The following is an 18597-nucleotide window of genomic DNA, read 5'->3' on the forward strand; positions in this document are numbered from 1 at the left end:
CCCGTCAGTCAGCCCCCGCCCGCGTAAGCGAAAGCAGGTCCCGCGCAGGCCCGGTGGGGCGGTGTCCCGTAGGCCACACCGCCCGAAGGTCACGGCGCAACCGCACCCCCGCCAAGGGGATCCGCACAAGGCGCCGAGCCGACAGCTCCTCCCCCACCGCAAGCTCACTCAGCACCGCGGGCCCGGCCCCGCTCACCGCGGACGCCTTCACCGCCGTGGTGGACGACAGCTCGATCAGCGGGCGCGCGAGACCCCCCAGAGCCGTGTCGAGCACCTGCCGCGTCCCCGAACCCTCCTCCCGGAGGATCAGCGGCGTGGCCGCCAACTCCGCCGCCTCCAGCGGCTTCCGTCGCCGCGCCCAGGCGTGGCCCGGCGCCGTCACGACGATCAGGCTGTCGTGCGCGATGACCGCCGCGTCGAGCCCGCTCGGCACCGCGAGCCCTTCGACGAAGCCGAGGTCCGCGTCCCCCGCGAGGAGCCGCTCGGCGACCGCGGCCGAGTTGCCCGCCGTCAACGACACCGCCGTGTCCGGCCGCTGCGTCCGCAGCGCGATCAGCCAGCCCGGCAGCAGATACTCGGCGATCGTCATGCTCGCCGCGACCCGCAGCCGCGAGTCCCGCCGATCCCGCAGTGCCTGCGCCCCCGCGTCGAACGCCTCCGCCGCCTCCACGATCCGCCGCGCCCAGTCCGTGACGAGCGCCCCCGCGTCCGTGAGCCGCGAGCCGCGCGGCGACCGGTCGACGAGCGCGACCCCGAGCTGCCGCTCCATCGACCGGATGCGGCTGCTCGCGGCGGGCTGCGTGATACCCAGCTCCTTCGCGGCCCGACCCAGACTGCCGAGCCGCGCCACGGCGAGCAGCAGTTCGAGCGCCCCGAGGTCGGGCACCCGGTGCGCGAGCGGCGCCCCCGGCAACGTACCGGACGCACTGGACGCACCGGATGTATCGGACACACCGGCGGAACCAGAAGACGTACCCATAAGCCCAGGTTATGCCCTCATTCGAAGATGCCTCCTGGTGGGGGTCCCGCCGAACGGCGACCGTGGACTCATGGTCACCGTCGCCCACCCGCAGGCACCTCCGCACACCGCCGCCCCAGCCACCCCTCGCATCGCCCTCGCCACCCGCCACCTCGGCCCGAACTGGTACGCCACCGTCATGGGCACGGCGATCGTCGGCGGCGCGGGCGCGACCCTGCCGGTCCACGTCCCCGGCCTGCGGACCACCTGCACCGTGGTCTGGGCGCTCTCCCTGATCATGCTGGTCGTACTCATCGGCGCCCGGACCCTGCACTGGATCCACCACCGCGACCAGGCCCGCGCCCATCTCCTCGACCCGGCCGTCGCCCCTTTCTACGGCTGTCTCTCCATGGCCCTGCTCGCGGTCGGCGGCGGCGCACTCCTCGTGGGCGAGGACTGGATCGGGACGGGCGCGGCGGTCGCCCTCGACGCCGTGCTCTTCGTCGCCGGTACGGCCATCGGCCTCGCGGCGGCTGTGGCGATCCCGTACCTGATGGTGGTCGAGCACCGCACGGAGCCCGGCCAGGCATCGCCCGTCTGGCTGCTGCCCCTGGTGGCACCCATGGTGTCCGCCGCCCTCGGCCCGCTCCTCGTGCCCCACCTCCCCGCAGGTCAGGCCCAGGAGACGCTCCTCTTCGCCTGCTTCGCGATGTTCGGCCTGAGCCTGCTCGCCACCCTGGTGATGCTGCCGCTGATCTTCGCCCGCCTGTTGACCGGCGGCCCGTTCCCGCTCGCGCTCACACCGACGCTGTTCCTGGTGCTCGGCCCGCTCGGCCAGTCGACGACAGCCGTGAACAAGTTCGCGGACACCGCCGCGACAGGCGTCGTCCCGGCCCCTTACGACCAGGGCTTCGCCGTCTTCGCCGTGCTCTACGGCGTCCCGGTGATGGGCTTCGCCCTGCTGTGGCTGGCGCTCGCGGGCGCGATGGTGGTGCGGGCCAGGCGCCGGGGCATGGGCTTCGCGATGACTTGGTGGGCGTTCACATTCCCCGTCGGTACGTGTGTCACGGGCGCCGAGGGCCTGGGCAAGCACACGGGCCTCGCGGTCTACGACTGGCTGGCGCTCGCCCTGTACGCCCTGCTTGTGACGGCCTGGGCGGTGGCGCTCACGCAGACCGCACGCGGGGTGTTCAACGGCAAGCTGCTCGCAGCGCCGCGATGAGCTCGGCAGGTGCCTGTGCCAGTGACGGGCCGTACCACGTGAGGTGGCGGCCGCTGACGAGCGCCGACGGGGCGGTGAACTCCTCGGGGCCGTCCTCGCGGGTGAAGCGGTAGGGCTCGTCGGGCAGGACCATCAAGTCCGGGGCGACGGAGCGCAATTCCTCGACCGGGACGTGTGGATAGCGCTCCGCGTGCGTCGCGTAGACGTTGTCGACGCCGAGGCGTCGCAGCAGGTCCCCGGCGAACGTGTCGCGCCCCAGGACCATCCAAGGGCGCCGCCAGATGGGGATGACCGCTCTCAACCTGGCGTCCGGCTCCGGCAGTTGCCCCCACGCGGCCTCGGCCTCGTCCAGCCACCCCGGCCGCCCCGCCCCGCAGGCGGCGAGCACCCGGGCCAGCTCGCGGAAGGCGCCGGGCAGATCGCGTACCTCCGTCACGAGCACCTCGACCCCCGCCGCCCGCAGCGACGCGAGGTCGGGCTCGCGGTTCTCCTCCTCGTTGGCGATCACCAGGTCCGGGGCGAGGGCGATGATCCGAGACACGTCAGGATTCTTCGTGCCGCCGACGCGGACGACGCCGAGGTCGTCGAGGTCCTCCGGATGGCTGCACCACTCCGTGGCTCCCACCAGCGCTCCCGGCGCGCTCACCGCGACCGCCTCCGTCAGCGAGGGCACCAGCGAGACGACCCGCACTCCAGCCACAGAACAATCCCGCCCTCAGCGCCGCGAGCCGTCCACGGCTTCGATGTGATCGCCGACGGCCACCACGAGCACCTGGCTGTCCGGCACGGTCGCCCGCCACCTGTGCCGCACCCCGCCCGTCAGATACAGGCTGTCGCCGCGCCCGAGCCGGTAGGCCCTGCCCTCCGCCTCGACCTCGACGGCGCCGCCCACCACGTACATCAACTCGTCGTTGCGGTGCTGGAACTCGCGTCCCTCGTCGTGGTCGCCGGTGAACTCGATGGCGTGCAGCTGGTGGTGACCGCGCACCAGATTGCGTACGCGGGAGTCAGGGGATGAACCCTCGCCGTCACCCTCACCGGCCCGCATCAGGTCGACCGTGCACGCGGGATCCGCGGCGGCGAGCAGCTCGACGTCGGTCGTCAGGAGAGCGTCGGCGACACGCTGCAGGGAACGGCTGCTCGGCCGCGCCCGCTCGTTCTCGACCTGGCTCAGAAAGGGCACCGAGAGGCCGCTGCGCTCGGCCACCACGGCGAGTGTGAGCTCCAGCTGCCGGCGGCGGCGCCGCACGGCCGAGCCCACCCGGAGGGTTTCCTTCTGCTCGTCCATCGCCTCGGCTCCCTTCTGCGCGTCGGTCCACTCTCAACCCTGATGGGTTTTCTGCACCCTACGCATGTTCGCCAAACGGTTTTGCCCCGTTGCACAGACCGCCTTCTACAGCTTGCGCCAGTAGACAAGCTGACCCGCCTCTCCGGGAGCCGCTCCCTCCCCCGGTATGAAGAGGCTGACCAGCAAGGCAGGCCTGCCCCGCGGGTCGGTGACGAGGGTCGCCGACGGATTGGCGAAGGCGCGGCTCTTGCCGTGCGTGGAAATGGCGAGCCGGTCGGCCCGGCCGCTCGCAGGGTCGTACGCGTACGTCCGCCAGCTCCCGAAGTCGCCCCGCGAGCGCTGTCCTTCCACGAGGAGCACCCGTTGCCCGTCGAGCTCTACGGGGGCACGGTCCCCGAGGTTCCCGCCGTTGCCCCACGCCTGAAGCGCCCGGTCGAGCCGCCGGTCCGGCGCCGCGTGCCAGTCGCGGAACCCGGTGAGCGTGGCGCGCAGCTGGCGGTCGGTCTCGCAGTCGGCGCGGTAGTGCCCGGTGAGCTCGATCGTGTCCCCGCGCACGGCGGTGATGCTCGGCGTGCCCTCGGCGCACCGCGAGAGGGTGCGCGGCGCGTCGTAGGCACGCGCCGCACGCCCGTGGAGCAGCGCCGCCTCGTCGGGGTACGCGCGTACGGCGATGTGGTTCTTCGGGTCCTTCTCGTACGCGAGGACGTATCCGCCGCGCCCGTCGTCGGCGAGCGACGCCTGGTGGGTGCCCGGCCCGAAGTCGTGGCGGCGGTGCCAGTGCCGCAGATCGGTGGAGGTGGCGACGGCGGCATGGAAGCGGCCGTCGTCCAGAAGGGTGTGGTAGACGGCCAGATACGTGCCGTCGGGGGTCTGCGCGATCTGCGCGGCGTCCATGGTGCGGCCGGTGTCGTCCCGCGTGTCGTATCGGTGGCCGTCGGCCGTGCGCACGTCGCCTGCCAGTTCGGCGAGGCGCGCGGTGCCCGCGGAGGCCGGTGCGGGGCTCGCGTCGGCCAGGTGCGCGAGGAACAGCGCGGCGGCCAGAGCCAGGGCCACGGTGAAGAGCAGACGGGGCGTCGCATGGACGGTCACGGAGGGGCACTTACGTTCGAGCGGCGGGGAAGGTGCCCAGCCTAGGGAGCGCGGGTGCCCCCGGGAACGCCGCGAGGGGTGGGCTTCGCCACAAGGACGAGGCCCACCCCTCGGGGGTGACTCAGCGAATTCGGCGAATTCAGCGAATTCAGCGGTGAAGAGTCAGGACTGCGGAACTATGACTGGGGAGTCATCTTCTGCTCGAAGCCCGGGTTCTTCTTCAGCCAGGTGTCGACGGCCTCGGGCTCATTGCCCTTGCCCGCCTTGTTGATCTCGTTCTCCAGGCTGGCCAGTTCCTTCTCGCTCATCTTGAAGCTCTTGAGCCACTTCGTGAGCTGCGGGTACTGCTTGGGGAACTCCTTGCTGGAGATCGTGCGGATCGTGTCGCCCTTGCCGAAGCCGGCCTTGGGGTCGTCCAGCTTGGTGAGCTTGTACTCGTTGTACGCCCAGTGCGGCGACCAGAGCAGGACCGCGACCGGCTCCTTCTTGGCGTACGCCGACTTCAGCTCCGACAGCATCGCCGGCGTCGAACCGGAGACGATCTTGTACTCCTTGTCGAGGCCGTAGCCGGGCAGGACCTTGTTCTTGAGCGCCGTCATCACACCCGTGCCGGGCTCGATGCCGATGATCTTGCCCTTGAACTTGTCGCCCTTGCCCTTGAGGTCCTCGAGCGACTTCACGCCCTTGACGTAGGACGGGACGGCGATCTCCAGGGACGTCGGGCTGTACCAGGAGCCCAGGTCCTTGAGGTTCGCCTTGTTCTTGTCCCAGTACTGCTTCTGGGCCGTCGGCAGCCAGGCGTCGAGATCCAGGTCGAGGTCGCCCTGTGCGAGAGCGGTGTAGACCGGGCCGACGTCGGAGGGCGTCAGCTTCATCTTGTAGCCGCGCTTCTCCAGGACACGCTTCCAGAGATTGGTGACGGCGATGTTCTCGTCCCACGCGAAGTACGCGGTGTTCAGCGGACGCTTCGCCTCCGCCGGGGTGGTGTTCTTCGGCAGCGGGGCCAGCTTGTTGACGACACCCGGGTTCTTCTTCAGCCAGGCACGGACGGCTTCCTGCTGCTTGCCCTTGCCCGCCTTGTTGATCTCCGCCTCAAGACTCGTGAGCTGCTTCTCGCTCATCTTGAAGTCCTTGAGCCACTTGGCGACCTGCGGGTTCTCCTTGGAGAAGCCCTTGCGCGCAAGGGTGTGCACGCCGTCGCCCTTGCCCCAGGCACCCTTCGGGTCCTCGAGCTTCTTCAGCTTGAAGTCGCTGTAGGCCCAGTGCGGCGACCAGAGCGTGGTGACGATCGGTTCCTTCTTGGCGTACGCGCGCTTCAGCTCGGCCAGCATCGCCGGCGTGGAGCCGTCGACGACCTTGTACTCCTTGTCGAGGCCGTACTCCTTGAGGACCTTGTCCTTGAGTAGCCCCATCATTCCGGCGCTCGGCTCGATGCCGACGATCTTGCCCTTGAACTTGCCGCTCTTGCCCTTGAGGTCATCGAGCGACTTCACGCCCTTGACGTACGAGGGCACGGAGAGCTCGAGCGAGGTCGGGCCGAACCACGAGCCCATGTCCTCGAGGTCCTTGCCGTACTTCTTCCAGTACGCGGCGTGCGTCGTCGGCAGCCAGGAGTCCGTCTGGAAGTCGATGCTGCCCTGCGAGAGCGAGGTGTACAGCGGACCGGCCTCGAGCTGCTTGGTCTGCGCCTTGAAGCCGCGCTGCTCCAGGATCTCCTTCCAGAGGAAGGTGGAGGCCACGCCCTCGTCCCAGGGGATGTAGCCGATGTTGACTTCCTTGCCCTGGCCGACGTTCTTCGAGTCCGCGGTGGTCTCGTTGGACGCCGAGCCGCCGAAGACGCCCATGCCGCCCGCGACGAGCGCGAGGACGACCACACCGATGACCGCGACGGCGGCCTGCGGGCGGTAGGTGAAGATGTTCAGACCCTGCGCGGCACGCAGCTTCGCGACGGCGCGACGGCCGAGCGGGGAGACCTGGGTGCCGAGCGAGCTCGTCATCCGGTCCAGGTAGATCGCCAGGATGACGATCGCGACGCCCGCCTCGGAGCCGAGGCCCACGTTGAGCTGGCCGATGGCCTCGTTGACGTCGGCGCCCAGGCCCTCCGTGCCGACCATGCCCGCGATGGCGGCCATGGACAGACCCAGCATGATGACCTGGTTGACACCGGCCATGATCGTGGGAAGCGCGAGGGGCAGCTGGACACGGAGCAGGATGTCGCGCGGCGTGGTGCCGAACGCGTCCGCGGCCTCGACCAGTTCCTTGTCGACCTGGCGGATACCCAGCTCCGTCATACGGACGCCGGGGGCCAGGGCGAAGATCAGGGTGGCGACGATGCCCGCGGGGGCGCCCATCCCGAAGAACAGGATGGCGGGGATGAGGTAGATCATCGCCGGCAGCGTCTGCATGAAGTCGAGCACCGGGCGGACGATGCCGCTGACCGTGCTGGACCGCGCCGCCCAGATGCCCACGGGCACGGAGATGACAAGCGCGATGATCGTCGAGACGAGCACCAGGGCCAGCGTCATCATCGCGTGGTCCCACAGTTCCAGCGAGATGATGAACGCGAAGCCCGCGAACGTCAGCACACCGGCGATCGCACCCCGCAGCCAGAACGCGATGACGGCGAAGATGCCCGCGAGGAGCAGCGGCTCGGGCGACTGGAGCACGTCGGATATGCCGTCGTACGCGCCCTGGAAGACGGTCTGGAAGAAGTCGAACAGCCAGGCCATGTGGCTGAGCAGCCAGTCGACGCTGTCGTTGACCCACTCGCCGAAGGGAATTCTAGGCACCGCTGACCACCTTGCTCACGGCCTGTCCGCCGTTGTCCTGCGCCTTGTCGAGCGGGACAGCAGCGTCCTGCGACTCGTTCTCGGGGGTCATCGGCTCACCGAGCACCGCGAGCAACCGCGCCCGCGGCACCACACCGGTGAGCTTGCCCTCGTCGTCGACCACGGCGACGGGTACGTCGCTGGTGGAGCACGGCGTGAACAGCTCGATGATCGGCGCCTCGGCCTTGACCGTGGCGGGGGCCTCGGACAGCACGTCCTGTGCGGTCTTCAGCTCCTTGCCGCCGGCCGTCCTGGTGCCGAACACGGTCTCCGGCTCGGCCATGATCGCGCCCGCCGTCAGGACACGGGAGCGGTCGACGTCCTGCGTGAACGCGGCGACGTAGTCGTTGGCCGGGGTGACGAGGATGTCCTCGGCGTTGCCGATCTGGACGATCTCGCCGTCGCGCATGACGGCGATCTGGTCGCCCAGGCGCATGGCCTCGTTCAGGTCGTGGGTGATGAAGACGATGGTCTTCTTCAGCCGCTTCTGGAGTTCGAGGAGCTGGTCCTGCATGTCGCGGCGGATCAGCGGGTCGAGCGCGCTGAACGACTCGTCCATGAGGAGCAGGTCCGCGTCGGTCGCAAGCGCGCGGGCCAGGCCCACGCGCTGCTGCATACCGCCGGAGAGCTCGTCGGGCCAGGACTTCTCCCAGCCCTTGAGCCCCGCGAGTTCGAGCGCCACCGTGGCGCGCTCCTCGCGCTCGGCGCGCGGCACGCCCTGCACCTCGAGGCCGTAACCGGCGTTCTCGAGGACACTGCGGTGCGGGAAGAGCGCGAAGTGCTGGAAGACCATGCTGATCTTCTTGGAGCGCACCTCGCGCAGTTCGCGGGCGCTCAGAGCGGTCAGGTCCTGACCTTCGAAGAGCACCTGCCCGGCCGTCGGTTCCGACAGGCCGTTGAGCATGCGCAACAACGTGGACTTGCCGGATCCGGAGAGACCCATGACGACGAAGATCTGGCCCGGCTCGACCGTGAAGGAAGCGTCGATCACGGCCGCGGTGGTGCCTTCGGCGCGCAGTTCCTCTCGGTCGGTTCCGTGGCGGAGTTTCTCCACCGCGTCAGCGGGTCGTCTGCCGAATACCTTGTACAGGTGTTCGGCTTGCAGCCTGGACACATACACCTCTCGGGTTGAACCAAGACGGCCCGCCTCCCCCGCCGGCGGGCCGTGGAGCGACGCGGTTTCTGCCCGCTAGTTGCCCGGCGAAATAGTTGAATTCTCGACCGGAGGCGCTCCGGCTCGGCGCCTGCCCCGACTTACACAGAACAAACGCAAGAGTGATCCAGTTCACATTCCGTTCACTTCTGTCCACCGGGATGCGCTGCGATCAGGCCCCTGTCCACCGGGGCGGAAACAACACCTTGACGGAGCCGGAGCCGGCCCGCTGTCAGTGCCGTGCGGCATGATGCGAAGGTGACTCAGCGAACGCGACGGCTCATGCTGCTCGACACGGCGTCCCTTTACTACCGCGCCTATTTCGGGGTCCCCGACTCCGTGAAGGCCCCGGACGGCACACCGGTCAACGCGGTGCGCGGGCTGCTCGACTTCATCGCCCGGCTCGTCCAGGACCACCGCCCCGACGACCTGGTCGCCTGCATGGACGCGGACTGGCGCCCGCACTGGCGGGTCGAGCTGATCCCGTCGTACAAAGCGCACCGCGTCGCCGAGGAGGTCGAGCAGGGCCCGGACGCCGAGGAGACCCCGGACACCCTCGCCCCGCAGGTCCCCATCATCGAGGACGTTCTCGACGCGCTCGGCATCGCCCGCGTGGGCGTGCCGTCGTACGAGGCGGACGACGTGATCGGCACCTACGCGGGCCGCGCCACAGGCCCGGTCGACATCGTCACCGGCGACCGCGACCTCTATCAGCTGGTCGACGACGAGCGCGGCATCCGCGTCCTCTACCCCCTCAAGGGCGTCGGCTCCCTCCAGCTCACGGACGAGGCCTGGCTCCGCGAGAAGTACGGAGTGGACGGCTCCGGCTATGTCGACCTGGCCCTGCTGCGCGGCGACCCGAGCGACGGCCTGCCCGGCGTGCCCGGCATTGGCGAGAAGACGGCGGCCAAGCTGCTCGACGCGTACGGAAATCTGGCCGGAATCATGGCCGCCGTGGACGACCCGATGAGCAAGTTGACGCCCTCGCAGCGCAAGCGGCTCGACGAATCCCGCCCCTATGTGGCCGTCGCGCCGACGGTCGTCCGCGTCGCGGGCGACGTACCGCTGCCGGACGTGGACCTCGCGCTGCCGGGCGAGCCCCGCGATCCGGCGGCCCTGGACGAGCTGGCTGCCCGATGGGGCCTGGGCGGAGCGCTGAAGCGGTTGCTCACGACTCTCCAGGACTGAGGTGTTAGCTTAGGTAAGCCTAAGCAACATTTGATCAGGGGAGGCCGCCACCATGGCAGAACGTCCGGCACGCAAGGCACCGAAGACCCACGTCGCACAGGTGGTGCGCACCGAGCGCCTCACCCCGCACATGCAGCGCGTGATCCTGGGCGGCGAGGGGCTCGCCGAGTTCACGGCGGGCGACTCCACCGATCACTACGTGAAGCTGCTCTTCGGCGCCGAGGGTGTGACCTACCCGGAGCCCTTCGACATCCAGCGGATCCGCGAGGAGTTCCCCCGCGACCAGTGGCCCGTGACGCGTACGTACACGGTGCGTTCCTGGGACACGCAGACCCGCGAGCTCGCCATCGACTTCGTCGTCCACGGCGACGAGGGCCTGGCCGGACCGTGGGCCAAGAACGTCGAGCCGGGCGCCACGATCCACTTCAACGGCCCGGGCGGCGGGTACGCCCCGGACGCCGAGGCCGACTGGCACCTGATCGCCGGTGACGAGAGCGCGCTGCCCGCGATCGCGGCCGCCCTCGAAGCACTGCCCGACGGCGCCAAGGCGTACGCCTTCGTGGAGGTCGCCGACGCGGACGAGGAGCAGAAGATCGACTCGGCCGCGGAGATCCAGTGGCTGCACCGCGGTCAGCGCCCCGTCGGCGAGGCACTCGTCGAGGCCGTACGCTCCCTCGACTTCCCGGCGGGCGACGTGCAGGCGTTCGTGCACGGCGAGGCCGGATTCGTGAAGGAGCTCCGCCGCTACCTCCGCATGGAGCGCGAGGTGCCCCGCGAGCGCCTCTCGATCTCCGGGTACTGGCGCCTCGGCCACAACGAGGACGGCTGGCAGGCGTCCAAGCGCGACTGGAACGCGCAGGTGGAGGCGGAGCAGGAGTCGGTGCCCTCGGCTTGACCGTGGCGGGGTGGCCGCCCCTTGACCTGGTCGGCCACCCTGGTGCGGGGCCATCTCCGTCCGACGACCGGTGGGGGCTTGTCGCGCAGTTCCCCGCGCCCCTGAAGGGGCGCGTCCCGGGCGGGCCCTCGAAAACCCGTTTCGTCCGGCATCGGGCGCTGACACGATGCCGCCATGCCCTTCAAGATCCCTGACGTCGTTCCGGCAGGCACCTTCGCCCACCAGGAACAGCCGACCATCCCCGTACCCGGCGGTCTCGTCATCCGGCCCTGGTCGCCCGACGACGCGCCCTCCGTGTACGAGGCTTTCCAGGACCCGGTGATCCAGCGCTGGCACGCCCGCGTAGCCGACTCGGTCGACGAGGCCCGGGGGTGGATAGACGGCTGGCGCCAGGCCTGGTCCGATGAGCGCGACGCGTACTGGGCCATCGCCGACGCCACGACGGACGCGGTGGTGGGCCGGATCGCGCTGCGCCTCGTCGTCCTCGCCGACGGCCAGGCCGAAGTCGCCTACTGGACCATGCCGTCCGCCCGCGGCCGGGGCATCGCACCGCGCGCCCTCGCGGCGCTGAGCGACTGGGCCTTCGACGAAGTCGGCCTGCACCGCCTCGAACTCACCCACGCCGTGGCCAACGAAGCCTCCTGCCGCGTCGCGTTCAAGACGGGCTTCGCGTCGGAGGGCACCAAGCGCAGCGCGGTGCTGCACGCGGACGGCTGGCACGACATGCATCTGCACGCCCGCATACAGGGGACGAACCGACAGGCTCCTGACCTGGCGAAGGCGGGCTTCTGACCTGGGGAAAACGGTAGGGCGCCGCCGCCAGGGCCCGTATTCTTGCCCGTTGTGACCCGTAAGCCCCGCATCCCGCCCTCTCCCCTGCCGCAGCGGCGCGGCGTCGACCCCATGCGGGTCAAGCTGCCGGCCGACGGAGCGTGGGCGACCGTACGGGACCATCTCGTCGAGCGGCTCAAGACCGGGCCCGGAGTGATCGACGGGATGCTGCGGGACGGGCTCGTCGTCGGGGCGGACGGGCTTCCCGTGGCGCCGGACGCCCCCTATGTGCCCAGCACCTTCGTGTGGTTCCACCGGGACCTGCCGGACGAGGTTCCGGTGCCGTACAGCATCGATGTGGTGTACCGCGACGAGCACATCGTCGTTGCCGACAAGCCCCACTTCCTGGCGACCACACCCCGCGGCAGCCACGTCACCGAGACAGCGCTCGCCCGGCTGCGCAGGGATCTCGACATCCCCGCGCTGGGGGCCGCGCACCGCCTCGACCGGCTCACCGCGGGTCTCATCCTCTTCACCGTGCGGCCCGGGGAACGCGGCGCCTACCAGACGCTGTTCGGCGAGCGGCGGGTGCGAAAGGAGTACGAGGCCGTGGCCGCCCACGACGCCGGAGTCGAACTCCCCCGCACCACCCGCAGCCACATCGTGAAGGAGCGCGGCATCATCGCCGCGTACGAAGTCCCCGGTGCCGAACCCAACAGCGAGACCCGCATCGAACTCGCCGAACACAAGGGCGAGTTGGCGCGCTACCGGCTCACCCCGCACACCGGCCGCACCCACCAGCTGCGCGTCCACCTGAACGCCCTGGGCCTGCCGATCCTCGGCGATCCGGTCTACCCGGTGGTGAGAGGACCGGTGCCGCCGGACGACTTCCGGCGGCCCCTCCAACTCCTTTCCCGTGTCCTGGAGTTCACCGACCCCGTCACGGGCGCCGACCATCGCTTCGTCAGCTCACGCGAGCTGGGCGCCTGGGTCTCGTACGACACCTGGGCGAACCCGTCAGCGGACGGTCAGTAGCCCCGCCACCAGGTGACGAGCCGCCGCCACACACCCTGGCGCGGCACGGACGCCGCCGCCGGCGCCGACTCCGGTACGGGCGGCGGTCCGGCGGGTTGCGGCACCGGCTGCGACGTCGCCGCGTACGCGGGTCGCGGCGCCGGGGACGACACCTGCCAGTCACCCCGCGCGTCGGGCACCCGCGCCATGGGCCGCGCCATCACGTCCTGCGGAGGCCGCGGCGCGAACTGCACCGGGAGCGCCACCAGGTGACCGGAGAGAATCGACGAGGTCCACCGCAACTCGTGTTCCTCGACGGAGAGTTCCACGTCCGGGAAGCGCATGAGCAGCGCGTCCACGCCGGTTTCGGCGATGGCACGGCCGATGTCCTGCCCCGGACACTCGTGCGGCCCACCGCCGAACGCCAGGTGGGAGCGGTTGCCCTGCATGTTGGCCGCGAGATCCGGGCGGACGACGGGGTCCACGTTGCCCGGCGCGATGCCGAAGATCAGGCCGTCGCCCGCCTTGATCTGCTGCCCGCCGAGCTCCGTGTCCTGCTTGGCGAAGTAGCCGACCATGGCGCTGAACGGCGGCTCGTCCCACAGGGACTGCTCGACCGCCTCAGGGACCGTCATCTGGCCGCCGCTGAGCTGGGCGCGGAAGCGCGGGTCGGTGAGGACCATGCGCAGGGCGTTCGCGATGAGGTTGGCCGTCGCCTCGTACGAGGCGATGAGCACGAGCCGCAGGTGCGTGCCGACCTCCTCGTCGGTCAGCTGCTGGGGCTGCGCGATGAGGTTGCTGGTGAAGTCCTCCTCGGCCTGCACCCGGCGCCGCGCCACCAGGCGCATCAGCGCGTCCATGATGTACGCGTTGCTGGCGATGGCTGTCTCGGTGCCCCGGAGCATGTCGCGGGCGGCCTGCACGATCCGCTCGTTGTACTCCTCGGGCATGCCGAGGACATGGCACATCACCATCATCGGCAGATGCTCGGCGAACTCGCTCACCAGGTCGGCCCGGCCGCGCTGGCAGAGGTCGTTGAGAAGGAGGTTGCTGTAGCGGTTGATGTAGCGGCGGATGCCCCGGTGGTCCAGGCCCGCCATGGCGCCGGTGACCGCGTCGCGCAGCCGCTGGTGCACGTCGCCCTCCACGAAACTGGCCATGGGCTGCCAGGTGACGACGGGGGCGAGCGGGTGCTCGGGGCCCATGGAGCCGTCCTGGACGGCCCGCCACTGGCGCGAGTCGCGGGTGTACTGCGAGGGGGTCCGGATCATGTGGAGGTTCTCGCTGTGGCCGAGGACCGCCCAGATGGGTACGTCGTTGTGCAGCAGGGCCGGGGCCACCGCGCCGTGCTCGGCGCGCAGCTTCTCGTACAGACCGCCGAGGTCGGTATCCGCTTCGGGCCCATAGAGCCGGCGCAGACCGCCGGGGCCGAGACCGTGCGCGGGGCAGCCCGGCGGCGGCATGGCCGGGGAGTCCATGCCGGGGTCAGAGTGGGAAGGAGTCGTCACGTTCTTCGCTCCGGGGTTGCGGAAGAGATGGGGCGTCACACAGGGGACACGGTCAGGGAGTGCAGGTACTGCATGAGGGTCAGCAAGGTGTCCCGGCTCGACGCGCGCTGCCGGGCGTCGCACTTCACCATCGGCACCGCCTCGTCGAGATCGAGGGCACGGCGCAGCGCGTCCATCGGGTGACGGGGTGCGTCGGGGAAGTCGTTGACGGCGACGACGAAGGGCACACCGCGCTCCTCGAGGCGGCCGATCACGTCGAAGCTGACTTCGAGGCGGCGGGTGTCGATGAGGACGACGGCGCCGAGCGCACCTTCGAAGAGACCGTTCCACAGGAACCAGAAGCGCTCCTGGCCCGGGGTGCCGAACAGGTAGAGCACCAGCTCTTCGGAGAGGCTGATCCGGCCGAAGTCCATCGCGACGGTGGTGGCCGTCTTGGTGTCGGAGCCGTAGTTGTCGTCGACGCCGATGCCCGCCTGGGTCATGGTCTCTTCGGTGGTCAGCGGACGGATCTCGCTGACCGAGCCGACCATCGTCGTCTTGCCGACGCCGAACCCGCCTACGATCACGACCTTCACGGCGGCCGTGGTCGTGTGCGGCAGGACCTCTTCGCTGCTGGGCCCGGTGATCGTGTCAGAGCTTTTGAAGTCCATGCATCACCGCTTCGAGGAGGGAACGATCGGGGAGCGTGGAGCGCACGATGGGCTCCCGCGCCTGTACCAGGTCGACCCCGAGCATCTTCGTCAGCAGGACGGTCACCACGCTGAACGGCAGCGCGAGATAGGCCGAGAGCTCGGCGACGGACAGCGGGGTCTTGCACAGCCGCAGGACGGAGGAGTGCTCCGGCTCGGCCGTGGGCGGCGCCTCGCCGTGCGCGACGATCAGCGTGACGAGGTCGAGCGGCGCTCTCTCCGTGTCCTCGCCGGTCAGGATGTAGAGCCGCTCGGGATTCTCCGGGCTGCGCCGTTCCCGTTGGGGAGGGTCGTCCCGGTGGGAGGGGTTCTCGCCTTGCGGAGGACTCATACGGCCTGCCCGTCACGCCGGGGCGGGCTCGTCAGATGGGCGCCGATCCGCACGACCAGGTCCCGCATGCGGTTGCCCACCAGGCCCGCGTCGACGGTCTCGTCGGCGAGCACGGCGAGATAGGCACCGGCTCCCGCGGCCATCAGGTAGAAATAGCCGCCGTCGACCTCGATGATCACCATGCGCATCCCGCCGCCGCTCTGCGGGATCTCGGTGGCCACCGCGGCCGCCAGTGACTGCAGGCCCGCGCAGGCGGCGGCGATCCGGTCGGCGCCGTCGGGGTCGCCGCCGTAGCGCGCGATGCGCAGGCCGTCCGCGGAGAGCACCACGATCTGCCGGGTCTGCGGCACCCCGTCGGCGAGTTCCTTGAGCATCCAGTCGAAATTGGCCCGTTGCTGGATCACTTCCAGCCCCCCTCGTCGGCGTTGTCGGCGTTGCCGTGGTCGTTCTCGCTGTGCCCCTTGGGGAACAACGGGTCATCGGCCGCGGACTCGTCGCCGTTGACGCCCTTCATGAAGGCCTCGATCCAGAGGCCGGGCTCCTTCTCCTCCTTCTTCACCTGTTCGGGAACGACCGGCGCCGGCGGCTGCGGGGAGTACTGCGCGCGCTGCGCGGCGTACTTCTCGTCGGCGGCCTCCTGGGCGAGTCGCTCGCCCAGCGGGGTGCGGACCCGGCTGCGGCGCTGCGGCAGACCGTTCGTCGTCCACTCGGTGACCTCGGGGATGTCGTCCTCCATGGCCGCGGTGAGCGACTTGGAGACGGGCGGTCCCGCCGTCATCACACGGGGCTTCTTGCGCCGGATGCCGTGGGCCTCCTGGATGGGCCGGCCCTCGGAGTTCACCCGGGGCACGGCGGAGGCGCCGATGCCGTGCGCGAGGCCGGGAGCGGGCCCGGTGGTGATCATCTCGCGCGGGACGATGAGCACCGCGCGGACGCCGCCGTACGCGGACTGCCGCAGCGAGACCTGAAGGTTGTACATCTGCGAGAGCCGGCCCACGACGGCCATGCCGAGGCGGGGGCTCTCACCGAGGTCGTTCAGGTCGATGCCGGCCTGCGCCTGCGCGAGCATGCGCTCGGCCCGTGCCCGCGCCTCCTCGCTGAGGCTGACGCCGCCGTCCTCGATCTCGATGGCGATGCCTGTCTGCACCTCGACAGCGGTGACGTGCACGCGGGTCTGCGGCGGGGAGTAGCGAGTGGCGTTGTCGAGCAGCTCGGCACAGGCGTGGATGAGCGGTTCGACGGATGTACCGCGGATGGCGACCTTGGCGATCGAGTGCAGGTCGACGCGCTGGTACTCCAGAATCCGGGACATGGCGCCGCGCAACACGCTGAACAGCGGTACGGGTTTGGGCCATTGGCGTCCCGGACGGGCGCCGCCGAGCACGGTGATCGAGTCGGCGAGGCGGCCGATCAGGGCGGTGCCGTGGTCGATGCGGAGCAGGTCGTCGAAGACCTCGGGGTTACGGCCGTGGAACTCTTCCATCTCGCGCAGTTCCGCGGCCTGTTGGTGGACGATGGCCTGGACGCGTCGGGCGATGTTGACGAAGGCGCGCTGTGAGGACTCGCGCATCGCCTCTCCGGTGTCCAGGGTGTCCAGGACGTGGCGGAGCATCTGGCGCTGTGACTGCGGGAGTCCGGAGAAGGACTCGTCGCTGTCGACCAGGTTGCGGATCACTTCCGAGGGCGCTTCGCCCTGCCGGAGCCGGAAGACCGCCTCGGGGATGATCTCCCTGCCCAGGCGGATGGTCTCGTCGTCGTGGGACGCGATGCGCCGTTCCAGGAAGGCGAGCCGCTGTGCGTACTGCGTGCGCAACTCCCGGATGGACCGACCGCGGCGTACCGCTTCGGCGCCGGCCGCGACGACCATCAGGGTCGCGATCGCGCCGCAACAGCCCACCGCCATACGGGCGGGTTCCGTTACCGCCGCGACGGCGGCTCCGGTCGCCGCGGCCATCAGCATGGCGGGCAGCAACAGCACGCGTACGTAAGGGACTTCTCGGCCACCGGGAGGCGTTTGAACACTCACCATGTATGCCCTCTGAACACTTGTCTTGGGGGGAAGGAAGGGGGTTGATGCCGTGAAATGTGGGGATTGTAGGAGGGGTTGAGAACGATGGACGTATCCGAACTTTCGAAAGATCCAGGAACAAACGCGCGAATTTATCGCAACTTGGTTCAACTCGCCGCGCTCCGGGCGAGCTTAGTGCGCCGAAAACAGCACTGAGTCATAATCGGCAACCCTCTGCATCGGGCTCACCGACGGGCATACACTCGGCTCCATTTGTACGCCCGGCGATCAATCGAACACGCGGAGTAGTGGTGTCGAACAGGCGGGAACAGCTGCGGCACGGCCGTGGTTGACGCTCTGTATGGACTGCTGTTCCACTAAGCGCATGCGCCCTCAGCTGCGTCTTGTCACCCGCGATCACATCGACTTCGGTCGTGTGTGGTCCGCGTCGTGTTGCTTCTGACTGCTTTCACGTCAGCGCACACCACGACAAGTTGAGATGAGAATCCGCCATGCCCGTCGAGTTCCTCGGCATCGCCGCGACCAACGAAGGCTCCGAAGTCACCGCCCGCTCGGGCGCGTCCTTCGACAAGGACTACACACTCCGGCTCGCCCGGGCCCACGAGGACCACGGCTGGGACCGTGTGCTGTTCGCGTACGGATCAGGATCCCCCGACCCCTCCCCCGCCGCCGCCTATATAGCGGCCCGCACGGACAGGCTCCAGATCCTGGTCGCGCACCGCCCGAACGTCTCGTACCCCACCTTCGCCGCGAAGACGTTCGCGACCCTGGACCACATCAGCGACGGCCGGCTCGCGGTGCACTTCATCACGGGCGGAAACGACCACGAGCAGCAGCGCGAGGGCGACTTCCACACCAAGGACGAGCGGTACGCGCGCACCCGCGAGGCCATCCAGATCATCAAGAAGGCGTGGACCTCGCACGAACCCTTCGACCACGAGGGCGAGCACTACCGCTTCAACGACTTCGTCAGCGACACCTTCCCCGTCCAACAGCCGCATCCGCGCGTCTCGTTCGGGGGTTCGTCGCCCGCCGCGTACGCCGCCGGGGGCGCGGAGGCCGACATCTACTGCCTGTGGGGCGAGCCGCTCGCGCAGACCGCGGAGCAGATCGAATCGGTGAAGGCGGCGGCGAAGGCGGCCGCGCGCACGGACGTCCCCAAGATCCAGGTGGCCTTCCGTCCGATCATCGCGCCGACCGAGGAACTGGCCTGGGAGAAGGCGCACGCGACCCTGGCCCGCATCAAGGCCCGCAAGGCGGGCGGCGCGCCCCTGTCCCGCCGCCATCCGCTGAAGAACCCCGAGAACTCAGGCTCCCAGCGCCTGCTCGCCGCAGCGGCTTCGGGTGAGCGCCATGACCGCGCGCTGTGGACCCCGACGGCCACGGAGACGGGCGGCGCGGGCAACTCGACGGCGCTTGTGGGCACTCCGGAGACGGTCGCCCAGGCCCTCCTCGACTACTACGACCTGGGAGTGGAGATCCTCTCCGCCCGGGGCTACGACCTCCTGGACGACGCGATCGACTTCGGACGGCACGTGATCCCGATCGTGCGGGAAGAGGTCGCGAAGCGTGACGCGGCGCGTGTGAGCGCGGCGGCGTAAGCAATGGGGGGCTGGCCTGGGAAACCCCAGGCC

General features: G+C 69.8%; 17 protein-coding genes. 6 read left to right on the plus strand and 11 right to left on the minus strand.

Annotation, left to right across the window (positions count from 1 at the left end; genetic code table 11):
* Window positions 1-4: 4 nt before the first annotated feature.
* Window positions 5-979 carry a LysR family transcriptional regulator gene (locus ACFQ7F_RS38545; RefSeq protein ID WP_383281574.1) on the minus strand — a complete coding sequence of 325 codons (975 nt, stop codon included), beginning with the start codon at window positions 977-979 and terminating at the stop codon, window positions 5-7.
* Window positions 980-1049: 70 nt separating this feature from the next.
* Here ACFQ7F_RS38545 and ACFQ7F_RS38550 point away from each other — a divergent pair, with 70 nt between their 5' ends.
* Window positions 1050-2180 (plus strand): TDT family transporter, encoded by a 1131-nt coding sequence (locus ACFQ7F_RS38550; RefSeq protein WP_383281577.1) that lies wholly within the window; start codon window positions 1050-1052, stop codon window positions 2178-2180.
* Here ACFQ7F_RS38550 and ACFQ7F_RS38555 read toward each other — a convergent pair.
* The 5 genes from ACFQ7F_RS38555 to ACFQ7F_RS38575 form a co-directional block, all read right to left on the minus strand.
* Window positions 2149-2871 (minus strand): helical backbone metal receptor, encoded by a 723-nt coding sequence (locus tag ACFQ7F_RS38555; protein WP_383281616.1) that lies wholly within the window; start codon window positions 2869-2871, stop codon window positions 2149-2151. The two genes, ACFQ7F_RS38550 and ACFQ7F_RS38555, sit on opposite strands and share 32 nt — an antisense overlap.
* 24 nt (window positions 2872-2895) lie before the next feature.
* Window positions 2896-3468, minus strand: a complete 573-nt coding sequence (locus ACFQ7F_RS38560; protein ID WP_383281580.1) for a helix-turn-helix domain-containing protein — start codon at window positions 3466-3468, stop codon at window positions 2896-2898.
* 105 nt (window positions 3469-3573) lie between these two features.
* Entirely contained in the window at window positions 3574-4557 is a 984-nt protein-coding gene (locus ACFQ7F_RS38565) for a hypothetical protein (RefSeq protein ID WP_383281583.1), read from the minus strand.
* 176 nt (window positions 4558-4733) lie between these two features.
* Window positions 4734-7346, minus strand: a complete 2613-nt coding sequence (locus tag ACFQ7F_RS38570) for an ABC transporter permease/substrate binding protein (protein WP_383281586.1) — start codon at window positions 7344-7346, stop codon at window positions 4734-4736.
* Window positions 7339-8499: a glycine betaine/L-proline ABC transporter ATP-binding protein gene (locus ACFQ7F_RS38575; protein ID WP_383281589.1), complete on the minus strand. Its 1161-nt coding sequence runs from the start codon at window positions 8497-8499 to the stop codon at window positions 7339-7341. Before ACFQ7F_RS38575 ends, ACFQ7F_RS38570 begins: the two co-directional genes overlap by 8 nt.
* 321 nt (window positions 8500-8820) lie before the next feature.
* Between ACFQ7F_RS38575 and ACFQ7F_RS38580 the strand changes: the two genes are divergently transcribed.
* From ACFQ7F_RS38580 to ACFQ7F_RS38595, 4 genes are all read left to right on the plus strand, one after another.
* The gene (locus ACFQ7F_RS38580) at window positions 8821-9726 is read left to right on the plus strand and encodes a 5'-3' exonuclease H3TH domain-containing protein (protein WP_383281619.1); all 906 of its coding nucleotides are present in this window, start codon (window positions 8821-8823) and stop codon (window positions 9724-9726) included.
* A gap of 52 nt (window positions 9727-9778) precedes the next feature.
* A complete protein-coding gene (locus ACFQ7F_RS38585; RefSeq protein ID WP_383281592.1) occupies window positions 9779-10621 on the plus strand; it encodes a siderophore-interacting protein in 843 nt (280 codons plus the stop codon).
* A gap of 174 nt (window positions 10622-10795) precedes the next feature.
* The gene (locus tag ACFQ7F_RS38590) at window positions 10796-11413 is read left to right on the plus strand and encodes a GNAT family N-acetyltransferase (RefSeq protein ID WP_383281595.1); all 618 of its coding nucleotides are present in this window, start codon (window positions 10796-10798) and stop codon (window positions 11411-11413) included.
* A gap of 111 nt (window positions 11414-11524) precedes the next feature.
* Window positions 11525-12427 (plus strand): RluA family pseudouridine synthase, encoded by a 903-nt coding sequence (locus ACFQ7F_RS38595; protein WP_383281622.1) that lies wholly within the window; start codon window positions 11525-11527, stop codon window positions 12425-12427.
* Here ACFQ7F_RS38595 and ACFQ7F_RS38600 read toward each other — a convergent pair.
* The 5 genes from ACFQ7F_RS38600 to ACFQ7F_RS38620 are packed head-to-tail and all read right to left on the minus strand — an operon-like array spanning window position 12421 to window position 16963.
* On the minus strand, window positions 12421-13914 hold the full coding sequence (locus ACFQ7F_RS38600; protein WP_383281598.1) for a cytochrome P450: 1494 nt from the start codon (window positions 13912-13914) through the stop codon (window positions 12421-12423). The genes ACFQ7F_RS38595 and ACFQ7F_RS38600 overlap by 7 nt on opposite strands.
* A gap of 35 nt (window positions 13915-13949) precedes the next feature.
* The gene (locus ACFQ7F_RS38605) at window positions 13950-14564 is read right to left on the minus strand and encodes an ATP/GTP-binding protein (RefSeq protein ID WP_383281601.1); all 615 of its coding nucleotides are present in this window, start codon (window positions 14562-14564) and stop codon (window positions 13950-13952) included.
* Window positions 14545-14934 (minus strand): DUF742 domain-containing protein, encoded by a 390-nt coding sequence (locus ACFQ7F_RS38610; protein ID WP_383281603.1) that lies wholly within the window; start codon window positions 14932-14934, stop codon window positions 14545-14547. Before ACFQ7F_RS38610 ends, ACFQ7F_RS38605 begins: the two co-directional genes overlap by 20 nt.
* Window positions 14931-15338 (minus strand): roadblock/LC7 domain-containing protein, encoded by a 408-nt coding sequence (locus tag ACFQ7F_RS38615; RefSeq protein ID WP_383281606.1) that lies wholly within the window; start codon window positions 15336-15338, stop codon window positions 14931-14933. The genes ACFQ7F_RS38610 and ACFQ7F_RS38615 overlap by 4 nt, the downstream gene beginning before the upstream one ends.
* Complete coding sequence (locus tag ACFQ7F_RS38620) at window positions 15335-16963, minus strand: ATP-binding protein (protein WP_383281609.1); 1629 nt, start codon at window positions 16961-16963, stop codon at window positions 15335-15337. The genes ACFQ7F_RS38615 and ACFQ7F_RS38620 overlap by 4 nt, the downstream gene beginning before the upstream one ends.
* 491 nt (window positions 16964-17454) lie before the next feature.
* Between ACFQ7F_RS38620 and ACFQ7F_RS38625 the strand changes: the two genes are divergently transcribed.
* Window positions 17455-18564: an LLM class flavin-dependent oxidoreductase gene (locus tag ACFQ7F_RS38625; RefSeq protein ID WP_383281613.1), complete on the plus strand. Its 1110-nt coding sequence runs from the start codon at window positions 17455-17457 to the stop codon at window positions 18562-18564.
* The last annotated feature ends 33 nt before the right edge of the window (window positions 18565-18597 follow it).

It is taken from the genome of Streptomyces sp. NPDC056486, assembly GCF_042795295.1.
In the GTDB taxonomy this organism is placed as follows: Bacteria; Actinomycetota; Actinomycetes; order Streptomycetales; family Streptomycetaceae; genus Streptomyces.

Bases quoted from the DNA above. Each gene is read 5' to 3' on its own strand.
- ACFQ7F_RS38605 (WP_383281601.1), bottom strand. From the start codon at position 14,564: ATGGACTTCAAAAGCTCTGACACGATCACCGGGCCCAGCAGCGAAGAG.
- ACFQ7F_RS38545 (WP_383281574.1), bottom strand. From the start codon at position 979: ATGGGTACGTCTTCTGGTTCCGCCGGTGTGTCCGATACATCCGGTGCG.
- ACFQ7F_RS38580 (WP_383281619.1), top strand. From the start codon at position 8,821: ATGCTGCTCGACACGGCGTCCCTTTACTACCGCGCCTATTTCGGGGTC.
- ACFQ7F_RS38585 (WP_383281592.1), top strand. From the start codon at position 9,779: ATGGCAGAACGTCCGGCACGCAAGGCACCGAAGACCCACGTCGCACAG.
- ACFQ7F_RS38550 (WP_383281577.1), top strand. From the start codon at position 1,050: ATGGTCACCGTCGCCCACCCGCAGGCACCTCCGCACACCGCCGCCCCA.
- ACFQ7F_RS38560 (WP_383281580.1), bottom strand. From the start codon at position 3,468: ATGGACGAGCAGAAGGAAACCCTCCGGGTGGGCTCGGCCGTGCGGCGC.
- ACFQ7F_RS38590 (WP_383281595.1), top strand. From the start codon at position 10,796: ATGCCCTTCAAGATCCCTGACGTCGTTCCGGCAGGCACCTTCGCCCAC.
- ACFQ7F_RS38625 (WP_383281613.1), top strand. From the start codon at position 17,455: ATGCCCGTCGAGTTCCTCGGCATCGCCGCGACCAACGAAGGCTCCGAA.
- ACFQ7F_RS38595 (WP_383281622.1), top strand. From the start codon at position 11,525: ATGCGGGTCAAGCTGCCGGCCGACGGAGCGTGGGCGACCGTACGGGAC.
- ACFQ7F_RS38610 (WP_383281603.1), bottom strand. From the start codon at position 14,934: ATGAGTCCTCCGCAAGGCGAGAACCCCTCCCACCGGGACGACCCTCCC.
- ACFQ7F_RS38620 (WP_383281609.1), bottom strand. From the start codon at position 16,963: ATGGTGAGTGTTCAAACGCCTCCCGGTGGCCGAGAAGTCCCTTACGTA.